Here is a 16985-nt window from a genome sequence, read left to right as displayed (position 1 = left end):
CCTGAGGAATCCCCGATGAGCCTCCACCACGAAAACCTCGCGTGGGAGATCGAGCTGCCCGCCCTGAAGAAGGTCGTGCTGCTCGCGATCGCGCGACTCGCGCACCTGACGAACCGCGAATGCTATCCGACCGTGCAGGCGCTCGCGTTCCGCTGCGGCATGAGCGAAAGCGCGGTGCGCGGCGCGATCAAGGATCTCGAGGAGCTGGGCTGGATCGAGACGATGAAGGTGCCCGGCAAGGGGAAGGTCTATCGCGTGCTGCTCGGCGTCGAGGTGCCGGCATGATGCGCCTGACCGCTCACGAGATTACCCAGCGCGCGACAGAGCTGGCCGGCGACGACGCCGGCGTGCACGTCGTAGTTCACGAAGCGCCGGGCGGCGCACGCCTGCGCATGAAGGTCGACGGTCAGCTCATCGCGCGCCACGTGGTCGAGGCTGACTTGCACGTGACGATCGACGAGTTCGCGGACCGGTACATCCGCCGCGCGCTGATGATCGGCATGCGATGCCTGTCGTGCGGCGTGAAGGTATCGGGCACGTCGATGCCCTGCGGCCATTGAGGAGGGCACCATGCGCGTCTACATCGCCGGCCCGATGACAGGGCATCCCCAACTGAATTTCCCAGCCTTCCACGCCGAGGCGGCGCGCCTGCGTGCCCTCGGGTATGACGTGGTCAATCCGGCCGAGCTGAACGCCGATCCGGCGGCCGACTGGCTGCAGTGCATGCGGACGGACATCAAGCACCTGGTCGACTGCGACGCGATCGCCATGCTCGAAGGCTGGCAGACGTCACGCGGCGCTTCGCTCGAATACACGATCGCGCTGACGCTCGGGCACGCCGTGTTCCGCGCGGTCGATATCGTCGAGGGCCTCGCGGCATGAGCGACATTCGACAACTGCCTGTTCCCCAGGAAACCAACCGTCCCGCCCCGAAGCGCATCGTGCGCCCGTGCGAGTGGGGCTTGTTCAACACGGTGAACGACCTCGAAACGCAGCTGGGTTCCGTCGAGGCGTACAACCGCCTGTGCCTTGCCGCCGAGCAGCTGAAAGCGAAGATCGACCGCGGCGACGGCAAGGCCCAGCACCCCATGTGGGCGACCGACCCGAAGATGATCTATCCGAACGGGGGGCGCCCGTGAGCATCCATCTGATGAACCAGGCGTGGCGCACGACGCTGGCGACCGGCGCGAAGTTCGTGCTCGTCGCCGTCTGCGATACCGCGAATGACGAAGGCGTGTGCTGGCCGTCCGTGGAGACGATCCGCCGCAAGTGCTCGATGGGCGAGCGGACGGTACAGCGGCACCTCGACGACCTCGAGCAGGCCGGCATCATTTCGCGCTCGTTCCGCAAGGGCCGCAGCACGACGTACCAGGTGCACGAATCGAAGTTTCCGCTCTCAACCCCCGCCAAATTGGCACCCCCGCAAGAACGGCACCCCCGCCAAGATGACACCCCCGCCAATTTGGCACCCACCCCCGCCAAAATCGACGGGACACCCCCGCCAAAATCGACGGAAACCCCCGCCAATTTGGCACCCAGAACCACCAATAACCTTAAAGAGAATCCACAGGGAACCGGCCGCACTCCGAAATCGGCCCCTGTGGACAACTCTGGGCCGAAAGCATCCGCGCAGGGTGCGCGTCTGCCGCCCGACTGGGTATTGACGAAGAAGCTTGCGCTCTGGGCGCTCCAGGAGCAGCCGACGTGGACTGAAGAGCACGTGCGCAAGGTCGCCGCTGCGTTCCGGGACCACTGGATCGCGCAACCGGGAGTGAAGGGGCGCAAGACGGACTGGGAGGCGACGTGGCGCAACTGGGTGCGGAAGGAGCCGCCGCTGAAGGGCGGCGCGGGCACGTCGCAATCGTCAGGCGGCGATGTCCGCTGGTTCGAGTCGCCGCAGGGCGTCGAGGCGCAGGCGAAGCAACTGGGCACGCGTGATCGGAAACCGGACGAGGACTGGCGCTACTACCGGGTGATCGTCGTGCGAGCGGCGAACGATCGCAAGGCGGCGGAATTCGTGATGGCCGACGCGCAACGCTTCAATGCCGTCGACCTGTACCAGTTCGCGCGCACGACGTTCGGCGACGCGCTGATGCCCGTGGACGACTACCCGTCATGAGCAAGAACGCACTTCGCTATCCCGAGAGCGCGATCGCCGGCGGCGTGTTCGGCACCGCGCGCGTGCGCGGCATGGTTGCCGACACGGCGGCCCGGCTCGCTGCCGCAGGCCCGGTGCCGCTCGATGCTGCGACCGCTCGGCTGGTCGGCGGCGCGCCGGCCGTCGCGGCCCCGACGCCGCTGCAGCGCATGCAGGCGCTCGGTCGGCTGCCGGGCGGCCGCATGAACAAGACCGAGGCCGCGTACGCCGAGCTGCTCACCGCGCGCGTGCACGTCGGCGAGATCCTCGAATTCAAGTTCGAGTCGCTGAAGCTGAGGCTCGCAGACCGCACCTGGTACACGCCGGACTTCGCGATCGTGCTGCCCGATGGCACGCGCGAGATTCACGAGGTCAAGGGTCACTGGACCGACGACGCGCGCGTGAAGATCAAGGTGGCGGCCGAGCTCTATCCCTACTACCGATTCAGCGCGGTGCGCCGCGTGAAAGGTGAGTGGGTTCGGGAGACGTTCTGATGCAGACGAAGAACAAGAAGGCGCCGACCGTCGCTGAGCGCGCATACATCGGCCTGGTCAAGGCGATGGATTGCGGCTGCTGCGGGCAGACCGGGCCGAGCGAAGCGCACGAGATCGAGCAGGGCCAGTGGTTCACGTCGATCCCGTTGTGCGCGGACTGCCATCGCGGGCAGCACAACGGCATCCACGGGCAGAAGCGCATCTGGTCGGTGCTGAAGAAAACCGAAATGACCGTGTTGAACGACACCATCGAGAAGGTCGTGGATCTGCTCGCGGATCGACGCCAGGTCGCGGCGCTGGGAGTGCAGCGATAGATGCGGCTCTTCGTTCGGGTCCGGCAGTCGTGGCGGCGCACCGCGGCGACCGGGCAGGCGTACATGCAGTTCGAGACGGTCGTGCGCCGCGTGCGGCGGCCGGCGGTCGGAAAGCGATTCCCGGACATGGTCGAGGCTGATGTCGACTTGCCCGAGAAATACCTCGGCGATGCCGCGCTGGCGGCGCGCAACGACGACGGCACATATCGGGCCGAGGTGCAGGTGAAGGTGAACCGGCAATCGCTGGCCGCGTTTCTCGCGAGCGGCGATTTGGAATGGGACGTGAGTCCCTCACGCATGCGGCGCAGATGACGCCGCGGCAGCATTTTCTGGAGATCAACATGCATTCGTTCAAACGCATTCAGCAGGCCCGGCAGTCTCTCCGCGACGAGCATTCGCCGGGCGGCGTGGGCTCCTCAGCTGTCATCGGCCATGACTTCGGCTATGCCCTCGACGCGGTGCGCCGTGGCGAGCGCATCGCGCGCATGGGCTGGAACGGCAAAGGCATGTTCGCGTATCTCGTGCCGCCGGCGGCATATCCGGTGCAAACGGGTGCCGCGAAGGCGCACTTCGGCGAAGGGGCGCTCGTTCCCTACAACGCGTACTTCGCGTTGAAGGGAGTCGACGATACGGTCAGCACGTGGGTGCCGAGCGTCAACGACTGCCTCGCTGATGACTGGTATGTCATCGAGTAACTGGCGCGACAACCAGCAGCACAAACCAGCATAGGAGCAACCAGCATGCGAACCATCACCGACCACGTCGTCAACCCGGCGAACGACAAGCTGACGATCAGCGTCACCGACGAGCCCGGCGCGGGCGGCGCCAATCACCTCTATATGGTCGAAGGCTTCGACACCTCGTCGAATCCGTCGGACCCGTTTGTCGCGCGCCACGGCCAGCCGGCGCATCACACGACGATCCTGTTCCAGAACGGCCCGATAGCCGAAGCTGGCGTGAACGGCATCACGCAGGAGGTGCTGCTCGCGATCGTGGCCGACCGGCTGCGCTCGTTCCAGGCGGGACCGTTCGCGTGCCGCGAGAACGCACTGGCGCTGACGAAGATCGAGGAAGCGCAGCACTGGCTGCAGCAGCGCACATTGGCGCGGATGCGCCGCGGGGTCGAAGGCACGCACACCGTCTGACCAGCGGCCGCCGAAATACTGCAATTAGCAAAGCGAGGACGATCGATGAGCAAGCGAGTCGACATGGACGTGATGTGGGCGCTCCCGAACGCGCACGAGAATTTTTTCGACACGGAGCGGCGCCGGTGCATCGATCTCTATTTCCGCGCTGAAGACGAGCGCCTCGGTCGGACGCGCGCCGCGCCGAAAAACCTCAAGCCAACGCGCGAGTCGATGGAAGAGCGCGTGCGCAAAGCGTTCGCAAAGAAGCAGCCGAAGTAACGGAATCTCTTTTCACCTGGAGCACACCATGAACGACGTCAATGCAGCACCGAGCAGCACCGAGCCGGCGGCCGTGTCCGTCACGATCGAGAACAAAGATTCGCTCGCGGCCGCGCCGCTTGCGACCGCAGCGCCGGTGCCGGAGGCTGGCACGACCGTGGCGGGGGAGCCGCTGGGGTCTGGTGCCGACCTGAGCACGCAGACCAGTTCCGGCGAGAATTCGATCAGCATGTCCGGGCAATCCATCGCCGATCGTTCGCCCGATTCATCGGCGTCCGCGTCGCTTTCGTCGGAATCGCTGTCGCCGGTGGCCGGTTCGTCGGGTTCTGGTGACGCGCCGGTGGTCGCGATGCCGGGGGAGTCCCCCGTGTCGACGACATTCTCCTCGACTTCTACGTCGAGCGATGCAGTAGCCTCCGCGGCGGTCGCGAGCACGAAAACCGATGCGAGCGGTGCGACACAGACCTCGATTTCTTCGGATGCTTCTGCGATTGCTGACGCCCCAGCGTCCGCGCATCGCTGGCTCGGATTGCTCGAGCGGAAGCTATCCGCGCTCGAGCACGATGCGCGCGACGAGCTGCTCGACGTCGTACGCCAGCTGCGCGAAGCACTCTGACGGGAGCGACCGCAATGCATGCCGCCATGATTGATCTGCGAATCGACTGGTTCCGCGTCCTCGCCGACCTGTGTCATGGCGGCTCGTCGCTTTACAAGCTGTCGATGACGACGCGTATCCCGCGCAGTTCGCTGCAGAGCTATCGCGATGGCGTCGAGCCGTCGCATTCCGTCGGCTCGCTGCTGCTGATCGCATGGTCAGTGAAAACCGGTCGGGATCCGATCGAAGCGCCGACGATGCTCGAGCGTCCGATCGAGGGGGCCGAAATATCGGCTACTGCCAACACAATTTAGCTGAAATCTCGGCTACCTAAACCGCTATTTAGCCAAGATTTCGTCTAGGGAAACGCTGATCAATGGACCAACTTCCGAAGTTGCAGGCGAGATGGCTTCAAATTTTCTGGATGACGAAGCGAATCGGCGCTCAATTCAGTGAATTTGGCGCGTAAGCGAGCCTCCCCTGCTCGCATTTTTCATACGCATGACGGACTGCTCCCATGGACCGATCGCAACAGATTTCGCGCAATCACCAGATTCGCCAGAGCGAACAGGCTGAACAGTTGCGCGGTGTTCTTGGCCAAGCCCTTGTATCGGGTCTTGCGATGCTGAAACAGATTCTTGACGATATGAAACGGATGCTCAACCCGCGAACGGATCTGCGCCTTGGTTCGCTCGAGCGCGATCACCAGGTCCTTCAGCGCTCCTTCTTGCATCGCCTTGATCTTTCCCCGCCTGGCAGCGACGTGCCACTTCACGGCCTTGCCCGCCATTTCCTCGCGCTTGTCGACGCCAATGTAGCCCGCGTCGGCGAACACCTGCTCTTCATGCCCGTGCAGCAGGGCATGAGCTTGCGATACATCCGACACGTTGGCCGCCGTGCCAACCACACTGTGAATCAGGCCCGAGTCGGCGTCGACGCCAATGTGGGCTTTCATGCCAAAGTGCCATTCGTTGCCCTTCTTCGTTTGATGCATTTCCGGGTCACGGCTCTTCCCGGCATTCTTGGTCGACGGCGGCGCTTCAATGATCGTCGCGTCAACCAGCGTGCCTTCCTTCATCATCAGCCCACGCTCGCACAGCGAGATGCCAATCTCGTCGAACAACTTCCGTGTCAGTTCGTGTTCGATCAGCAGGCGCCGGAACTTCAACAGCGTGGTTGCATCAGGCACGTTCTCGATCGCCAGATCGATGCCGGCGAAGGCTCGCAGCGTGATGCTGTCATACAGCGCGTCTTCCAGTCCTTCGTCCGACAGTCCGTACCACTGTTGCACGAAGTAGATTCGCAGCATCCGCTCAAGGCCAATCGGCGGGCGACCTCGCGTGCCCTTCGGATAGTGCGGTTCGATGGCCGACAGCAAGCGCTGCCACGGAACGACCTTCTCCATCTCTTCCAGGAAGCGTTGGCGCCTCGTCACTCGCTTCTTGCCTGCAATTTCCGCTTCCGCGAAGCCGATCTGCCTCTTCATCGTCGTGGGTCCGTTCCGTGAGCTGTCTTCTAAACGTCCTCGGCTACGTCTGCGATGACCGCCGAGCCGAATAAATCAGCGTTTCCCTAGCACTTTGTCGGATACTTCACATGCCTAACGAATTGCATTCGAACGTCTGTCGGGACCATGGCTGCTAAGAAAGACCTCACCCCGAAGCAGGCGCTCTTCGTCGATGAATACCTGCGCGACATGAACGCCACGCAAGCGGCGATCCGCGCGGGATACAGCGCGAAGACGGCCGAGTCGGCAGGGCCGCGATTGTTGGGGAATGTGCGGGTTCAGCGGGCGATCTCTGCGGCGCGCGAGCGACTCGCGAAGAAGTTCGAGATCACGAGGGAGCGCGTCATGTTGGAGTACGCGCGGCTCGCATTCGCGGACCCGCGAAACTTTTTCAACGCCGACGGCACTCTGAAGCGCGTGCCGGAACTCGATGACGATGCGGCGGCGGCGCTCGCCGGCTTCGAGGTGATGGAAGAGTTCGAGGGAAGTGGGAAAGACCGCTTCCAGATTGGCGTGACGAGCAAGGTGAAGTGGTCGGACAAGCGCGCGGCGCTCGACAGCATCGCGAAGATCATGGGCTGGAGCGTCGAGCGTGTGAAGGGGGAGATTTCCGGGCCGGACGGTGGCCCGATCGGAGTGAGCAGCACCGTCGACACAAGCAAGCTGACGACCGAACAACTCCGCATACTGGCATCGATCAAGATCTGAATGGGCGCTCGGGAATTCACCATCGCAGATGTACAGGCAGCACGGCGCGAGCTTTCACGCCGCAGCCTTCCTGACTTCGCCTGCCTGGTCGACATTCCGACCGTGCCGCTCACCGACGCCGACGACGAAGACCGATTTTCCGTGATGCGCCTCGGCTCGCTCGCAGCGCATCACCAACTGCTCTGCGAAAAGCTGCAGGGCATAGACGACGGCACGATCCCGAACCTGATGGTGCTGATGCCGCCGGGCTCGGCGAAGAGCACGTACAGCGACATCGTATTCATTCCGTGGTTCATGGCGCGCAAGCCGCGCCGCAACGTCATCCTCGCCAGCTATGCGACCGAAATCGCGATGAAGCAGGGGCGCCGCGCGCGGCAGCTCGTGCGTTCCGCGACGTTCGAGCGCCTCTTCGACGTCGGCCTCGTCGCCGACAATCGCGCTGCGCACCAGTGGACGCTGACGAACGGATCGGAGTTCATGGCCGGCGGCCTGCTCTCCGGTCTGACCGGCAATCGCGGCGCGCTCGGCGTGCTCGACGATCCTGTCGCGGGGCGTGACGAAGCGGAATCGGAGCCGATGCGCCGCAAGACGTGGGGCGCATACATCGACGATTTCTGCTCGCGCCTCATCCCCGGCGCGCCGCAGGTGCTGATCCAGACGCGCTGGCACGAGGACGATGTCGCCGGCCGCATCTTACCGGTCGGCTGGGATGGTGAATCGGGGTGGGTCGACGGCCGCGACGGCCGCAAGTGGTACGTGATCTGCCTGCCTGCGATCGCGGACCGCATCGACGATCCGCTCGGCCGCGAGATCGGCGAGACGCTGTGGCCGGAATGGTTCAGCCATGCGCATTGGGAGCCGTTCAAGCGGAACTCGCGCACCTGGTCGTCGTTGTACCAGCAGAAGCCGGCACCGGCCGAGGGCACTTTCTTCCAGAAGGCATGGTTCCGCCGCTACCGGCCGGGCAGCCAGCCGAAGCGGCTGAACTACTACATCACGAGCGACCACGCGCCGGCCGGCTCGAGCACGTCGGACTTCGCGTGTGTGCGCGTGTGGGGCATTGACGCGCTCGGCAACGTGTACCTGATCGACGGATTCCGGCGGCAGATGACGATGGACAAGATGACGGCCGAGGTCGTCGGAAACGTGGAAGCCGCTCGGCGCCGCGAGGTCGAGCAGGAAGATCGCCGCACCGGCCTGATCAAGAAATACCGGCCGCTCGCATGGTTCCCCGAGGACGACAACAACTGGAAGTCGGTCGCGGGCTTCGTGAAGGCCGCAATGCGCGTCGAAAAGCAGTTCGTGCGCATCGAGCCGATCACACCGCACGGCGCCGACAAGGAAGTGAAAGCGCAGGCGTTCCAGGGCATGGCGTCGAACGGCATGGTGTTCATGCCTGAAGGTCCGGAGGGCGACGACATCATCGCGCAGTACGTGAAGTTCCCGGGCGCGAAGAACGATGACGAGGTCGACAACGGCAGCCTGATCGGGCGCGCGATCGCCGATGCACATCCGGCCGTCGTGCCGGTGAAAGCGGAAGAGAAACCGGTCGATCGCTGGGATCGCGCGTTCAACAAGGTCGACAACGACGCGGAGGGATCATGGCGGACAGCATGACGGCCGCGCCGGTCGCAATCGTCGGCGCTGACGTGCAGGAATACCGCGTGCCGGACGTTTCAGTGCTGTGCCGCCGCTTCGAAGAAGCCGAGGACATGACGTACGACGCGCGGAAACGTTCCGAGCGCGATCGCGATTACTACGACGGGCAGCAATGGACGCGCGCCGAGCTGGATACGCTTGCGAAGCGCGGCCAGCCCGCGCTGACCGTGAACTACGTCAAGCGCAAGGTCGAATACCTGCGCGGCTTCGAGCGCCGCATGCGCAGCGATCCGAAGGCGTTCCCGCGCACGCCGCACGAAGACCAGCTCGCCGAGGCTGCGACGGATTCGCTCCGCTACGTCGCCGATCAGAACGACTTCGACGTGACTCGCTCGGACGTCTACGAGGACATGCTGATCGAGGGCTATGGTGGCGCCGACGTGACTGTCGTCGAGGGCATGGAAGGGTATGACGTCGACATCACGCGTATTCCCTGGGATCGCATCTGGGTCGACCCGTACAGCCGGCAGAAGGATTTCAGCGACGCGCGCTATCTCGGTGTCGTGATCTGGATGGACCGCGAGGAGGCGCTCGACACATTCCCGGATCGCCAGGATGCGATCGAGTACACGCTGTCGTCGGTGTCGATCTCGGACACATACGACGACCGGCCGAAGTACCTGCGGTGGGCCGACAACCGGCGCACGCGCGTGCGTGTCGTGCAGTGCCACTGGATTCAGGACGGCGTCTGGTTTATCGCGACGTTCACGAAGGGCGGTTATCTCACCGACCCGATGCCGTCGCCGTACATCGGCCGCGACGGCAAGCCGGCGTGCTCGCTGATCCTGCGTTCAGCGTACGTCGACCGCGAGAATCAGCGTTACGGCCACGTGCGCGACATGATCTCGCTGCAGGACGAGGTGAACAAGCGCCGGTCGAAGGCGTTGCACCTCATGTCCGTGCGGCAGACGTTCGGCAATGCACAAGCGATCAATGATGTCGACGCGGCGAAGCGCCAGCTCGCACGCCCCGATGGACACCTCGAAGTACAGGCCGCCGGCGAGTTCGGCAAGGATTTCGGCATTCTGCCGACCGGCGATATGGCGGCGTCACAAATGCAGCTGATGCAGCACGCGACCGCCGAACTCCAGGCGAGCGGACCGAATGCCGCGATGGCCGGCAAGGATCCGCGCATCCAGTCAGGCCGCGCGATTCAGGCTCAGCAGGCCGGCGGTGCGATCGAGGTCGAGCCGATCATCGACGATCTGCGCCAGTGGACGAAGCAGGTGTACGAGGCAACGTGGTTGCGCATTCGCCAGTTCTGGACCAGCGAGAAGTGGATTCGCGTCACCGACGACGAGAAGAACACGCGATGGGTTGGCCTCAACCGCCAGGTGACGCTCGCCGATGCGCTCGGCGAGCTGGCGCCGGAAGAAGCGGCCGCGATGGCGCAGCAGATCGGGCTGCAGCAGGGCGACCCGCGGCTGAACCAGATCGTGCGCGTCGACAACGACATTGGCGGCCTCGACGTCGACATCACGATCGAGGAAGGCCCGGACGTTGCGAACGTGCAGGCCGAGCAATTCCAGATGCTCGCGCAGCTCGCGCCCGCGCTGGCGCAAGCCGGCGATCCGATTCCTCCGGAAGTGCTCATCGAGGCGTCGCAGCTCCGCAACAAAGACAAGTTGCTTGAAAAGCTCGAGCAGGGCCGCGCGGCGCGCGCACAGGGCCAACAGCAGGCTCAGCAGATCGGCATGGCTCAGCAGCAGGCGAACGTTCAGAAGACGACCGCCCAGGCCAACAAGGCGAACGCCGAGGCGCAGCGCACGATGGTCGAGGCTGGGCAGCCGGGCGGCGATGCATCCGGCGCACCTGCCGCCCCGTCGTCGCTCGATCAGATGGAACAGGCCGCGAAGATCCGCAAGCTCGACGCGGAAACCGGAAAGATTCAAACGGAGGCCGTGCGCAACATCGCTGATGCGCAGCGGCCGCCGATGGTGTCGGATTTTGCATGACCTGCCGCCGGGGATACGGGCGTTATGACTGCCGCCGGGTCGAATCGGGCGTGTTGGAGAGCTGAAGATGGGCACGAGTTTGGATCAGGTTCTGAGTGGGGAATCCGCCGATACGCCGCCGAGCGATGCGCAGCAGCCGCAAGTCGCCGCGCCGGTAGACGGCGATCAGCCCCGCACGGGCGAGCCGACCGACCAGACGCCGCCGGCAGATGTCGCTGGCGATGCTGGTGCGGCCGCGCAAAACGATGCGCCGCCGGCATCCGAACAGGCTCCGATGGTCCCGTTGAAGGCGCTGGAGGAAGAGCGAAAGGGCCGCCAGGACTGGAAGGAAAAGGCGATCCGCTTCGAGGAAGAACTGAAGCACCTGCGTTCGTCGCAGGGTCAGCAGCCGTCAAGCCAACAACAGCAGCAACCGGCGCCGGCCATGCTGACCTACGAAAACGCGCTGTTGAACGAGCGCATGAACATGTCGGAAATGATGGTCCGCCAGCAACACGGCGATGCCGACGTCGACGGCGCGCTCGAGGTGTTCCAGAAGGCCGTGCAGGAAAACCCCGCGCTCGGTGCGCAGCTGGCTCAACAGCGGCACCCGTGGCAATTCATGTTCGACCAGGCGAAGCGGATTCAGGCAATGAGCGAGATCGGCAGCGATCCGGCGGCATATCGCCAGAAGGTTCGCGACGAGATCCTCGCCGAGCTGCAGCAGCAGGGCGCGGCATCGCCCGCACAACCTGTCGCCGCGGCTGCGCCGGCCGCCCCCGTGATTCCGAAATCCCTTGCGACGGCTCGATCCGCCGCGCCGCGCACTGCGCAGGCGTGGACCGGCCCGACCGCGCTCACTGACATTCTGAAACGATGAGGCTGAAAAATGGCTGAGACTACCGCCCGCGCAGGGCTTACCCCCCAGCAATGGGACGACCAGTTCTTCATGGAATACGTCCGCCAGTCGCGCTTTCTGCGCTACATGGGCACGGACGAGAACTCGATCATCCAACTGAAGGACGATCTCACCCGCAAGCCGGGCGATCGCGTGACGTTCGCGAACGTGCGCAAGCTGCGCGGCCAGGGCGTTACCGGCAATCAGGTGCTCGAGGGCAACGAAGAAGAACTCGACTCGCGCTCGATGGCCGTCACCGTCAACCCGGTGCGGAACGCTGTCGTCGTGACGGACTGGGACGACCAGAAGTCGGCGATCGATCTCCGCAACGCCGGCAAGACCGCGTTGAAGCTGTGGGCGATGGAGAAGATGCGCAACCAGACGATCGACGCGCTGTATTCGATCAATGGCGTGCTGTACGCGGCGGCGACGGAAGTGCAGAAGGATGCATGGCTCGTGGACAACGCCGACCGGGTACTGTTCGGGGCTGCCGTCGGCAACAACGTCGGCAACGATCACTCCGCGTCGCTCGCGAACATCGACAACACGGCCGACAAGCTGACGACGGACATGATCAGCCTCGCGAAGCGGCGCGCTCAGCTCGCGTCGCCGGCGATCAAGCCGATCCGTCTGAACGAGGATGAGGAGTGGTACGTGATGTTCGCGAATTCGCTCGCATTCCGTGATTTGGGCAAGGATCCGGTAATGCAGCAGGCGAACCGCGAAGCGCGCGCGCGCGAAGGCAACGGCATGAACAGCAACCCGCTGTTCACGGGAGGTTCGCTGGTATGGGACGGCGTGATCATCCGCGAGATCCCGGAAATCGCCGTGCTGTCGGGTGTCGGTGCAGGTGGCATCGACGTCGGTGCGAACTTCCTCTGCGGCGCGCAGGCGGTTGGCGTCGCATGGGCGCAGCGCACGAAGTCGACGACTGACGTGCGCGACTACGGTTTCCGGACCGGCGTCGGTGTGCAGGAAATTCGCGGCATCGAAAAGCTGCTGTTCGGCAAGGGCCCCGACGACACGGCCGACCTCGTGCAGCACGGCCTGGTCACGGTCTACGCCGCGGCTGTCGCCGACGCATAACGCGCTGATCGCACCTGGACGGCGCCGCGCGTGCGGCGCTTCCTCCTGAACCGATAGGGGAACGACATGGCAACCAAACTGATGAGCCCGCTCGCCGGGCGATCCAACACGAAGGTCGGCGTCGGCGACGCGTCGAGCCTGAAGTGCGCAACCGCGCAATACGCGCTGACCGCCGCCCTCGCGCTGAACGATGTCCTGCAGGGGCCGCTGCTGTCGAAGGGCTCGACCGTCGTCGACGTGATGCTCGTGACGAGCGATCTCGATACGAACGGCACGCCGACGATCACGCTCGACGTCGGCACCGGCGACGACGTGCAGCACTTCATCGCCGCGTCGACCGTCGCGCAGGCCGGCGGGGTCGCGCGCGCATCGGCTGCTGCAGCTCAGCCGTTGACCCTCACGCTGGACGATACGGTCGACGTGAACGTGCGCGCGGCGCCGGCAACTGGCGCGACGACGGGCACGGTGACGCTTCACGTGTTCTTCCTTCCGCCGAACGCGTAAGCGGCGCATGGGGCGGCCGCCGTGGTCGCTCCGAACTGACGAGGCTGATATGGCAAAGGTGAGATTTATCGGGGATCCGAGCGGCGAAGAGCATCGGCGCGGCACGCGCTTCGCGGGCGTCGAGCTTCCGCTGGGCCGGTGGGTCGGAATGGACGACGAACCGGCCCGCAAGCTGCTGAAGAATCCGCATTTCGAGGTCGACGGCGTCGAGGTACTCGTCGCCGAATTGCTGGTTGGTGAGCCGCGTGCCGCGGCTGCCGTCGCAATTGCCGCTCACGGCGACCTGGCGCGCGAACTGGATCTGCTGAAGGCCGCTCACGCAGCGCTCGCCACTGAGCATCGTGATCTGCTCGAAGCGTATGCAGCGCGTGGCGCCGAGCTGAACGAAGCACACGCGCGTATCGCCCAGCTCGAAGCGGCGCTCGCGAATGCGGCACCTGCCGCGCAAGGGGATGTTGATGGCGGTGACGCAGACGGATCTGGCAAACCGGGTGCTGAAGAAGATCAGGGTGCTCGGGACGGGGCAAACGGCCGACGCCGAGGATCTGCTGGTCGCTAAGCAGAAGCTGCGCGCCGTGCATGCATCGGTGCGCAAGGATGACCGGGTGCGCTGGACGATCCAGACGCTTCCGGAGGGTGCAGAGGAACCGTACGTGCTGATGGCGTCGTTCCTTACGGCACCGGAGTTCGGGAAGCCGGCTGATCCGATGTGGTGGACGTGGGGCGAGCGGGAAATCACCGCACTGACGAAGGCGCCGACATCCGGCCAACCGGTAAAACAGGAGTATTTCTGATGGATGTGAAATTCGCGGTAGCACTCGATCAGCCCGCGCAGGAACGCGATTTCGCGGTCGCTGCGGGGGATGATTTTCGGGTGCTGCTCGACGTCTATCAGACCGACTCCGAGGATTCTGTCGATCCGGTCGACCTGACTGGCTACACGCTGACGCTGAAGATCGCTGAGTGCGTGTATCCGCCGCTCACGATCGCGGCGCCTGGTGCCCCGGAATCGGCGTTCGTGTTCGTGCCGGACAATACGAAGGACGCATGCGGCCGGCTGTCGTATCGGATCTACATGGACGATGCGACGGGTAAGCGCACGACGCTCATGCATGGCGTGATGGTGGTGCACAACGACCGCCGATGCGGCTGGCCGGATGGCAGCGATTACGGCTGGCGCTATGGCCGAGGATGGCCGGTATGAAGGGCATGCTCATGACTGGGGCCTACCAGGCACGCAGCGTCATCGCGGCGAATCAGCGCTGCGTGAACCTGTACGCCGAGCAGAACCCGGCGGACTCGGAATTCCCGGTGACGCACTACCCGACGCCCGGGTTGATTCGCCGCGGCGTCGCGCCGTTGCAGGGCTTCCGCGGGCTTTACACAGCGACGAATGGCGAGCTGTTCGCCGTTGTGTCGACGGCCCTGTATCGCGTGATGTCCGACTGGTCGTTCGTCGAAATGGGGCGTATCGATTCGGTCGCCGGGCCCGTGTTCATGCTCGATAACAGCATCACGATGGTCATCGTCGACGGTACCGATGACGGCTACGAGCTGCAGCTCGACAATCATTCGTTCAACAAGATCGTCGACGGCGCGTTCTACGGATCGAGCCGCGTCGCGCTGATCGATGACTTCATGCTGTTTAACCAGCCGAATACGCGCCAGTTTTACGCGAGCGGCGCGCTCGCCGTGCAGTTCGATCCGCTCGACATCGCGGCGAAGAACGGTGCGCCCGACAAGACGGTAGCGGTCGAGGTAACGAACCGCACGATCTGGGTGTTCGGCGAGAAGACCACGGAGGTCTGGTACAACGCCGGCGCGTCGGATTTCGCATTCGCGCGATACCCGGGCACGTTCATCGAATACGGGTGCATGTCCGCGGCATCGATCGCCGCGATGGACACATCGATTTACTGGCTTGGCGCGGGCGATGAAGGCGAGGGCCTCGTCTTCCGCAGCGACCAGATGAACGCTCTGTTGATCTCGACGCCCGCACTTACGGAAGAGCTGCGCACCTACGCGCGGCTCGACGACGCGATCGGCTACACGCACCAGGCCGGTGGCCACATGTTTTACGTGCTCACGTTCCCGACCGCTGACAAGACGTGGTGCTACGACCTCTCGACGAAGCAGTGGCACGAACGGCTGTGGATGGATGACCTCGGTGCTCTTCATCGACACCGCGGCGCGTGCTTCGCGCTCTGGCGTGGCAAGCAGCTGGTCGGCGATTGGCAGAACGGGAACCTCTACGAGATGACGCTCGACGCGTTCGACGACGACGGTCAGGAGCGTCTGCATCTGCGGTCGTGGCCGAACACCGGCAACGAAGGGGACCTGATCACCTACGACCGGCTGATCGTCGATATGGAAGTCGGGCAGGCCGGTGCGAACGATCCGGAGCCGCAGGTGCGCCTGCGCTGGTCCGATACTCGCGGAAAGACGTGGGGCACGCCTCTTTCGCGCGGCCTCGGCGCGCGCGGCGAGGTCAAGCGGCGCGCGCAGTTCAACGCGCTCGGGACCGACAAGGGCATGGGCCGCGTCTTCGAAGTGTCGTGGTCGGCGAAGACGAAGACCGCGCTCAACGGCTACTACCTCAAAGCGAGCGGGGAGGCGTGATGGCGAAGAAGCTCGATATGAACTCGCCGTTCCCGAATTCGAACGTATTGCCGCTCGAGGCTGATGGCCGATGGAGCCGCGTATGGCTCGAATTCTTGCTCAAGCAGTACGAGCGCACGGGTGGCGCGCCGGGCATCGATACGCGCGAACTCAAGGCGAAGATCGACGCGATCGAAATGCTCGTGAACGCCGATCCGGCCGCCGCAATCATCGCCACTCTGCTGCAGCGCGTCGCAGAGCTCGAGGCGCTCGTGATCAGCATGCCCGTACCGGTGCCCGCGCGCGCGCCGGCCGTAGTGCTGCCGGATCCAGTCGCTGTAGTGGCGCGCTCCGCTTCGCTTCTCCCTGATCCCGTGCCCGTCGCGCCGCGCGCGCCGGACGACGTCCGAAAACTGATCGAGGCATAGAACCATGTCCGTGAACTGGAAGACCCTCTCGCAATCCGTGCTCGGCGCGGCCGCAGCGGTCTACACACCGAACGCCGGCAAGCAGGGTGCCGTGCATTCGGCGAACGCCTGGAACCCGACCGCCGCACCCGTTGTGGTGAACGTCTACCTCGTGCCGAGCGGTGGCGCAGCTGGAGACACGACGCGCGTGCATCAGGTGTCGGTGCCCGCGGGCAAGTCACTCCCGCTGACCGACATCCTGAACCTGAAGATCGTCGCTCCGACCGCGCTCTATGCGGACGGTGTCGGAGTGACGCTGACGATCACCGGTGCGGAGGCGGACGCATCGTGAGCGATCGCGTGCGCCTCGAAGCGATCGTGCTGGACGTGCTGCGCGAGCAGCTGCCCGTCGAGCGCGATGACGTGTCGGTGCTGCTGGCGCGTTTCGATCTGCATCCGGTCACGCATGGGGGCGCCGTCGTTGGAGTGGTGGCAGTCGACGGGCCAGAGATCCATATCTCGGTGCTGCCGATTGGGCGCCGAGCTTGGGCATCACGCTCGTTCATCCGCCAGGAACTCGGCGGCGTCATCGAGCGACATGGGCGCGCGGAGACGACCGTCCGGGCAACGAATGCAGCTGGCTTGAATTTCTGCACGCGTCTCGGCTTCCGTCGGACGTCGGAAGTGGATGGTGTAGTGCACATGACCTGTGAGGCAACGGTATGAGATACCGCGCAT

General features: G+C 64.6%; 27 protein-coding genes. 26 read left to right on the top strand and 1 reads right to left on the bottom strand.

Annotation, left to right across the window (positions count from 1 at the left end; genetic code table 11):
* Positions 1-15: 15 nt before the first annotated feature.
* The 13 genes from CFB34_RS17505 to CFB34_RS17445 all read left to right on the top strand — a co-directional run bounded on the left by CFB34_RS17505 (position 16) and on the right by CFB34_RS17445 (position 5260).
* Positions 16-285 carry a helix-turn-helix domain-containing protein gene (locus CFB34_RS17505; RefSeq protein WP_089439729.1) on the top strand — a complete coding sequence of 90 codons (270 nt, stop codon included), beginning with the start codon at positions 16-18 and terminating at the stop codon, positions 283-285.
* Positions 282-560, top strand: a complete 279-nt coding sequence (locus tag CFB34_RS17500; protein WP_089439730.1) for a hypothetical protein — start codon at positions 282-284, stop codon at positions 558-560. The genes CFB34_RS17505 and CFB34_RS17500 overlap by 4 nt, the downstream gene beginning before the upstream one ends.
* 10 nt (positions 561-570) lie before the next feature.
* A complete protein-coding gene (locus tag CFB34_RS17495) occupies positions 571-882 on the top strand; it encodes a DUF4406 domain-containing protein (protein ID WP_089439731.1) in 312 nt (103 codons plus the stop codon).
* Positions 879-1139: a hypothetical protein gene (locus CFB34_RS17490; RefSeq protein ID WP_143329428.1), complete on the top strand. Its 261-nt coding sequence runs from the start codon at positions 879-881 to the stop codon at positions 1137-1139. Before CFB34_RS17495 ends, CFB34_RS17490 begins: the two co-directional genes overlap by 4 nt.
* Positions 1136-2119, top strand: a complete 984-nt coding sequence (locus CFB34_RS17485) for a helix-turn-helix domain-containing protein (protein WP_089439732.1) — start codon at positions 1136-1138, stop codon at positions 2117-2119. Before CFB34_RS17490 ends, CFB34_RS17485 begins: the two co-directional genes overlap by 4 nt.
* Positions 2116-2631, top strand: coding sequence for a hypothetical protein (locus CFB34_RS17480; protein WP_242808673.1), 516 nt, complete (start codon positions 2116-2118; stop codon positions 2629-2631). Before CFB34_RS17485 ends, CFB34_RS17480 begins: the two co-directional genes overlap by 4 nt.
* A complete protein-coding gene (locus tag CFB34_RS17475; RefSeq protein ID WP_089439733.1) occupies positions 2631-2945 on the top strand; it encodes a hypothetical protein in 315 nt (104 codons plus the stop codon). Before CFB34_RS17480 ends, CFB34_RS17475 begins: the two co-directional genes overlap by 1 nt.
* 63 nt (positions 2946-3008) lie before the next feature.
* Positions 3009-3257 (top strand): hypothetical protein, encoded by a 249-nt coding sequence (locus tag CFB34_RS17470; RefSeq protein WP_143329429.1) that lies wholly within the window; start codon positions 3009-3011, stop codon positions 3255-3257.
* Positions 3254-3640 carry a DUF2829 domain-containing protein gene (locus tag CFB34_RS17465; RefSeq protein ID WP_218828627.1) on the top strand — a complete coding sequence of 129 codons (387 nt, stop codon included), beginning with the start codon at positions 3254-3256 and terminating at the stop codon, positions 3638-3640. Before CFB34_RS17470 ends, CFB34_RS17465 begins: the two co-directional genes overlap by 4 nt.
* 45 nt (positions 3641-3685) lie before the next feature.
* Positions 3686-4090: a hypothetical protein gene (locus CFB34_RS17460; RefSeq protein ID WP_218828628.1), complete on the top strand. Its 405-nt coding sequence runs from the start codon at positions 3686-3688 to the stop codon at positions 4088-4090.
* 63 nt (positions 4091-4153) lie between these two features.
* On the top strand, positions 4154-4351 hold the full coding sequence (locus CFB34_RS17455; protein ID WP_089439735.1) for a hypothetical protein: 198 nt from the start codon (positions 4154-4156) through the stop codon (positions 4349-4351).
* A 28-nt stretch (positions 4352-4379) separates the two neighbouring features.
* Complete coding sequence (locus tag CFB34_RS17450) at positions 4380-4967, top strand: hypothetical protein (RefSeq protein WP_089439736.1); 588 nt, start codon at positions 4380-4382, stop codon at positions 4965-4967.
* Positions 4968-4981: 14 nt separating this feature from the next.
* Positions 4982-5260 (top strand): hypothetical protein, encoded by a 279-nt coding sequence (locus CFB34_RS17445; protein WP_089439737.1) that lies wholly within the window; start codon positions 4982-4984, stop codon positions 5258-5260.
* A gap of 179 nt (positions 5261-5439) precedes the next feature.
* Here CFB34_RS17445 and CFB34_RS17440 read toward each other — a convergent pair whose 3' ends face one another.
* A complete protein-coding gene (locus tag CFB34_RS17440; RefSeq protein ID WP_006412423.1) occupies positions 5440-6432 on the bottom strand; it encodes an IS5-like element ISBmu2 family transposase in 993 nt (330 codons plus the stop codon).
* A gap of 147 nt (positions 6433-6579) precedes the next feature.
* Between CFB34_RS17440 and CFB34_RS17435 the strand changes: the two genes are divergently transcribed.
* The 13 genes from CFB34_RS17435 (at position 6580) to CFB34_RS17375 (ending at position 16973) form a co-directional block, all read left to right on the top strand.
* Entirely contained in the window at positions 6580-7161 is a 582-nt protein-coding gene (locus CFB34_RS17435) for a terminase small subunit (RefSeq protein ID WP_089439738.1), read from the top strand.
* A 102-nt stretch (positions 7162-7263) separates the two neighbouring features.
* Positions 7264-8778 carry a terminase family protein gene (locus CFB34_RS17430; protein ID WP_179243625.1) on the top strand — a complete coding sequence of 505 codons (1515 nt, stop codon included), beginning with the start codon at positions 7264-7266 and terminating at the stop codon, positions 8776-8778.
* Positions 8763-10775 carry a hypothetical protein gene (locus tag CFB34_RS17425; RefSeq protein WP_089439740.1) on the top strand — a complete coding sequence of 671 codons (2013 nt, stop codon included), beginning with the start codon at positions 8763-8765 and terminating at the stop codon, positions 10773-10775. The genes CFB34_RS17430 and CFB34_RS17425 overlap by 16 nt, the downstream gene beginning before the upstream one ends.
* A 67-nt stretch (positions 10776-10842) precedes the next feature.
* Positions 10843-11634, top strand: a complete 792-nt coding sequence (locus CFB34_RS17420) for a hypothetical protein (protein ID WP_089439741.1) — start codon at positions 10843-10845, stop codon at positions 11632-11634.
* Between the two features lie 9 nt (positions 11635-11643).
* Positions 11644-12738 carry a DUF4043 family protein gene (locus CFB34_RS17415; RefSeq protein WP_089439742.1) on the top strand — a complete coding sequence of 365 codons (1095 nt, stop codon included), beginning with the start codon at positions 11644-11646 and terminating at the stop codon, positions 12736-12738.
* Between the two features lie 66 nt (positions 12739-12804).
* Positions 12805-13242, top strand: a complete 438-nt coding sequence (locus CFB34_RS17410; protein WP_089439743.1) for a hypothetical protein — start codon at positions 12805-12807, stop codon at positions 13240-13242.
* A gap of 49 nt (positions 13243-13291) precedes the next feature.
* Positions 13292-13801, top strand: a complete 510-nt coding sequence (locus CFB34_RS17405) for a hypothetical protein (RefSeq protein WP_143329430.1) — start codon at positions 13292-13294, stop codon at positions 13799-13801.
* A complete protein-coding gene (locus CFB34_RS17400) occupies positions 13734-14036 on the top strand; it encodes a hypothetical protein (RefSeq protein ID WP_143329431.1) in 303 nt (100 codons plus the stop codon). The genes CFB34_RS17405 and CFB34_RS17400 overlap by 68 nt, the downstream gene beginning before the upstream one ends.
* Positions 14036-14446 (top strand): hypothetical protein, encoded by a 411-nt coding sequence (locus CFB34_RS17395; RefSeq protein WP_089439745.1) that lies wholly within the window; start codon positions 14036-14038, stop codon positions 14444-14446. Before CFB34_RS17400 ends, CFB34_RS17395 begins: the two co-directional genes overlap by 1 nt.
* A complete protein-coding gene (locus CFB34_RS17390; RefSeq protein WP_089439746.1) occupies positions 14443-15861 on the top strand; it encodes a hypothetical protein in 1419 nt (472 codons plus the stop codon). Before CFB34_RS17395 ends, CFB34_RS17390 begins: the two co-directional genes overlap by 4 nt.
* Complete coding sequence (locus CFB34_RS17385) at positions 15861-16268, top strand: hypothetical protein (protein ID WP_089439747.1); 408 nt, start codon at positions 15861-15863, stop codon at positions 16266-16268. Before CFB34_RS17390 ends, CFB34_RS17385 begins: the two co-directional genes overlap by 1 nt.
* Before the next feature lie 4 nt (positions 16269-16272).
* Positions 16273-16599, top strand: coding sequence for a hypothetical protein (locus tag CFB34_RS17380; RefSeq protein WP_089439748.1), 327 nt, complete (start codon positions 16273-16275; stop codon positions 16597-16599).
* On the top strand, positions 16596-16973 hold the full coding sequence (locus CFB34_RS17375; protein WP_089439749.1) for a hypothetical protein: 378 nt from the start codon (positions 16596-16598) through the stop codon (positions 16971-16973). Before CFB34_RS17380 ends, CFB34_RS17375 begins: the two co-directional genes overlap by 4 nt.
* Positions 16974-16985 lie beyond the last annotated feature (12 nt).

Source organism: Burkholderia sp. HI4860 (genome assembly GCF_002223045.2).
Lineage (GTDB): Bacteria > Pseudomonadota > Gammaproteobacteria > Burkholderiales > Burkholderiaceae > Burkholderia.
This window is presented reverse-complemented; position numbering and strand designations above follow the sequence as displayed.

What these genes read in the sequence shown, in the direction of transcription:
- CFB34_RS17420 (WP_089439741.1), top strand. Translation starts at nt 10,843, where the DNA reads ATGGGCACGAGTTTGGATCAGGTTCTGAGTGGGGAATCCGCCGATACG.
- CFB34_RS17440 (WP_006412423.1), bottom strand. Translation starts at nt 6,432, where the DNA reads ATGAAGAGGCAGATCGGCTTCGCGGAAGCGGAAATTGCAGGCAAGAAG.
- CFB34_RS17455 (WP_089439735.1), top strand. Translation starts at nt 4,154, where the DNA reads ATGGACGTGATGTGGGCGCTCCCGAACGCGCACGAGAATTTTTTCGAC.
- CFB34_RS17460 (WP_218828628.1), top strand. Translation starts at nt 3,686, where the DNA reads ATGCGAACCATCACCGACCACGTCGTCAACCCGGCGAACGACAAGCTG.
- CFB34_RS17490 (WP_143329428.1), top strand. Translation starts at nt 879, where the DNA reads ATGAGCGACATTCGACAACTGCCTGTTCCCCAGGAAACCAACCGTCCC.
- CFB34_RS17470 (WP_143329429.1), top strand. Translation starts at nt 3,009, where the DNA reads ATGCAGTTCGAGACGGTCGTGCGCCGCGTGCGGCGGCCGGCGGTCGGA.
- CFB34_RS17380 (WP_089439748.1), top strand. Translation starts at nt 16,273, where the DNA reads ATGTCCGTGAACTGGAAGACCCTCTCGCAATCCGTGCTCGGCGCGGCC.
- CFB34_RS17395 (WP_089439745.1), top strand. Translation starts at nt 14,036, where the DNA reads ATGGATGTGAAATTCGCGGTAGCACTCGATCAGCCCGCGCAGGAACGC.
- CFB34_RS17495 (WP_089439731.1), top strand. Translation starts at nt 571, where the DNA reads ATGCGCGTCTACATCGCCGGCCCGATGACAGGGCATCCCCAACTGAAT.
- CFB34_RS17385 (WP_089439747.1), top strand. Translation starts at nt 15,861, where the DNA reads ATGGCGAAGAAGCTCGATATGAACTCGCCGTTCCCGAATTCGAACGTA.
- CFB34_RS17390 (WP_089439746.1), top strand. Translation starts at nt 14,443, where the DNA reads ATGAAGGGCATGCTCATGACTGGGGCCTACCAGGCACGCAGCGTCATC.
- CFB34_RS17480 (WP_242808673.1), top strand. Translation starts at nt 2,116, where the DNA reads ATGAGCAAGAACGCACTTCGCTATCCCGAGAGCGCGATCGCCGGCGGC.
- CFB34_RS17425 (WP_089439740.1), top strand. Translation starts at nt 8,763, where the DNA reads ATGGCGGACAGCATGACGGCCGCGCCGGTCGCAATCGTCGGCGCTGAC.
- CFB34_RS17465 (WP_218828627.1), top strand. Translation starts at nt 3,254, where the DNA reads ATGACGCCGCGGCAGCATTTTCTGGAGATCAACATGCATTCGTTCAAA.
- CFB34_RS17450 (WP_089439736.1), top strand. Translation starts at nt 4,380, where the DNA reads ATGAACGACGTCAATGCAGCACCGAGCAGCACCGAGCCGGCGGCCGTG.
- CFB34_RS17500 (WP_089439730.1), top strand. Translation starts at nt 282, where the DNA reads ATGATGCGCCTGACCGCTCACGAGATTACCCAGCGCGCGACAGAGCTG.
- CFB34_RS17405 (WP_143329430.1), top strand. Translation starts at nt 13,292, where the DNA reads ATGGCAAAGGTGAGATTTATCGGGGATCCGAGCGGCGAAGAGCATCGG.
- CFB34_RS17435 (WP_089439738.1), top strand. Translation starts at nt 6,580, where the DNA reads ATGGCTGCTAAGAAAGACCTCACCCCGAAGCAGGCGCTCTTCGTCGAT.
- CFB34_RS17505 (WP_089439729.1), top strand. Translation starts at nt 16, where the DNA reads ATGAGCCTCCACCACGAAAACCTCGCGTGGGAGATCGAGCTGCCCGCC.
- CFB34_RS17415 (WP_089439742.1), top strand. Translation starts at nt 11,644, where the DNA reads ATGGCTGAGACTACCGCCCGCGCAGGGCTTACCCCCCAGCAATGGGAC.
- CFB34_RS17410 (WP_089439743.1), top strand. Translation starts at nt 12,805, where the DNA reads ATGGCAACCAAACTGATGAGCCCGCTCGCCGGGCGATCCAACACGAAG.
- CFB34_RS17445 (WP_089439737.1), top strand. Translation starts at nt 4,982, where the DNA reads ATGCATGCCGCCATGATTGATCTGCGAATCGACTGGTTCCGCGTCCTC.
- CFB34_RS17475 (WP_089439733.1), top strand. Translation starts at nt 2,631, where the DNA reads ATGCAGACGAAGAACAAGAAGGCGCCGACCGTCGCTGAGCGCGCATAC.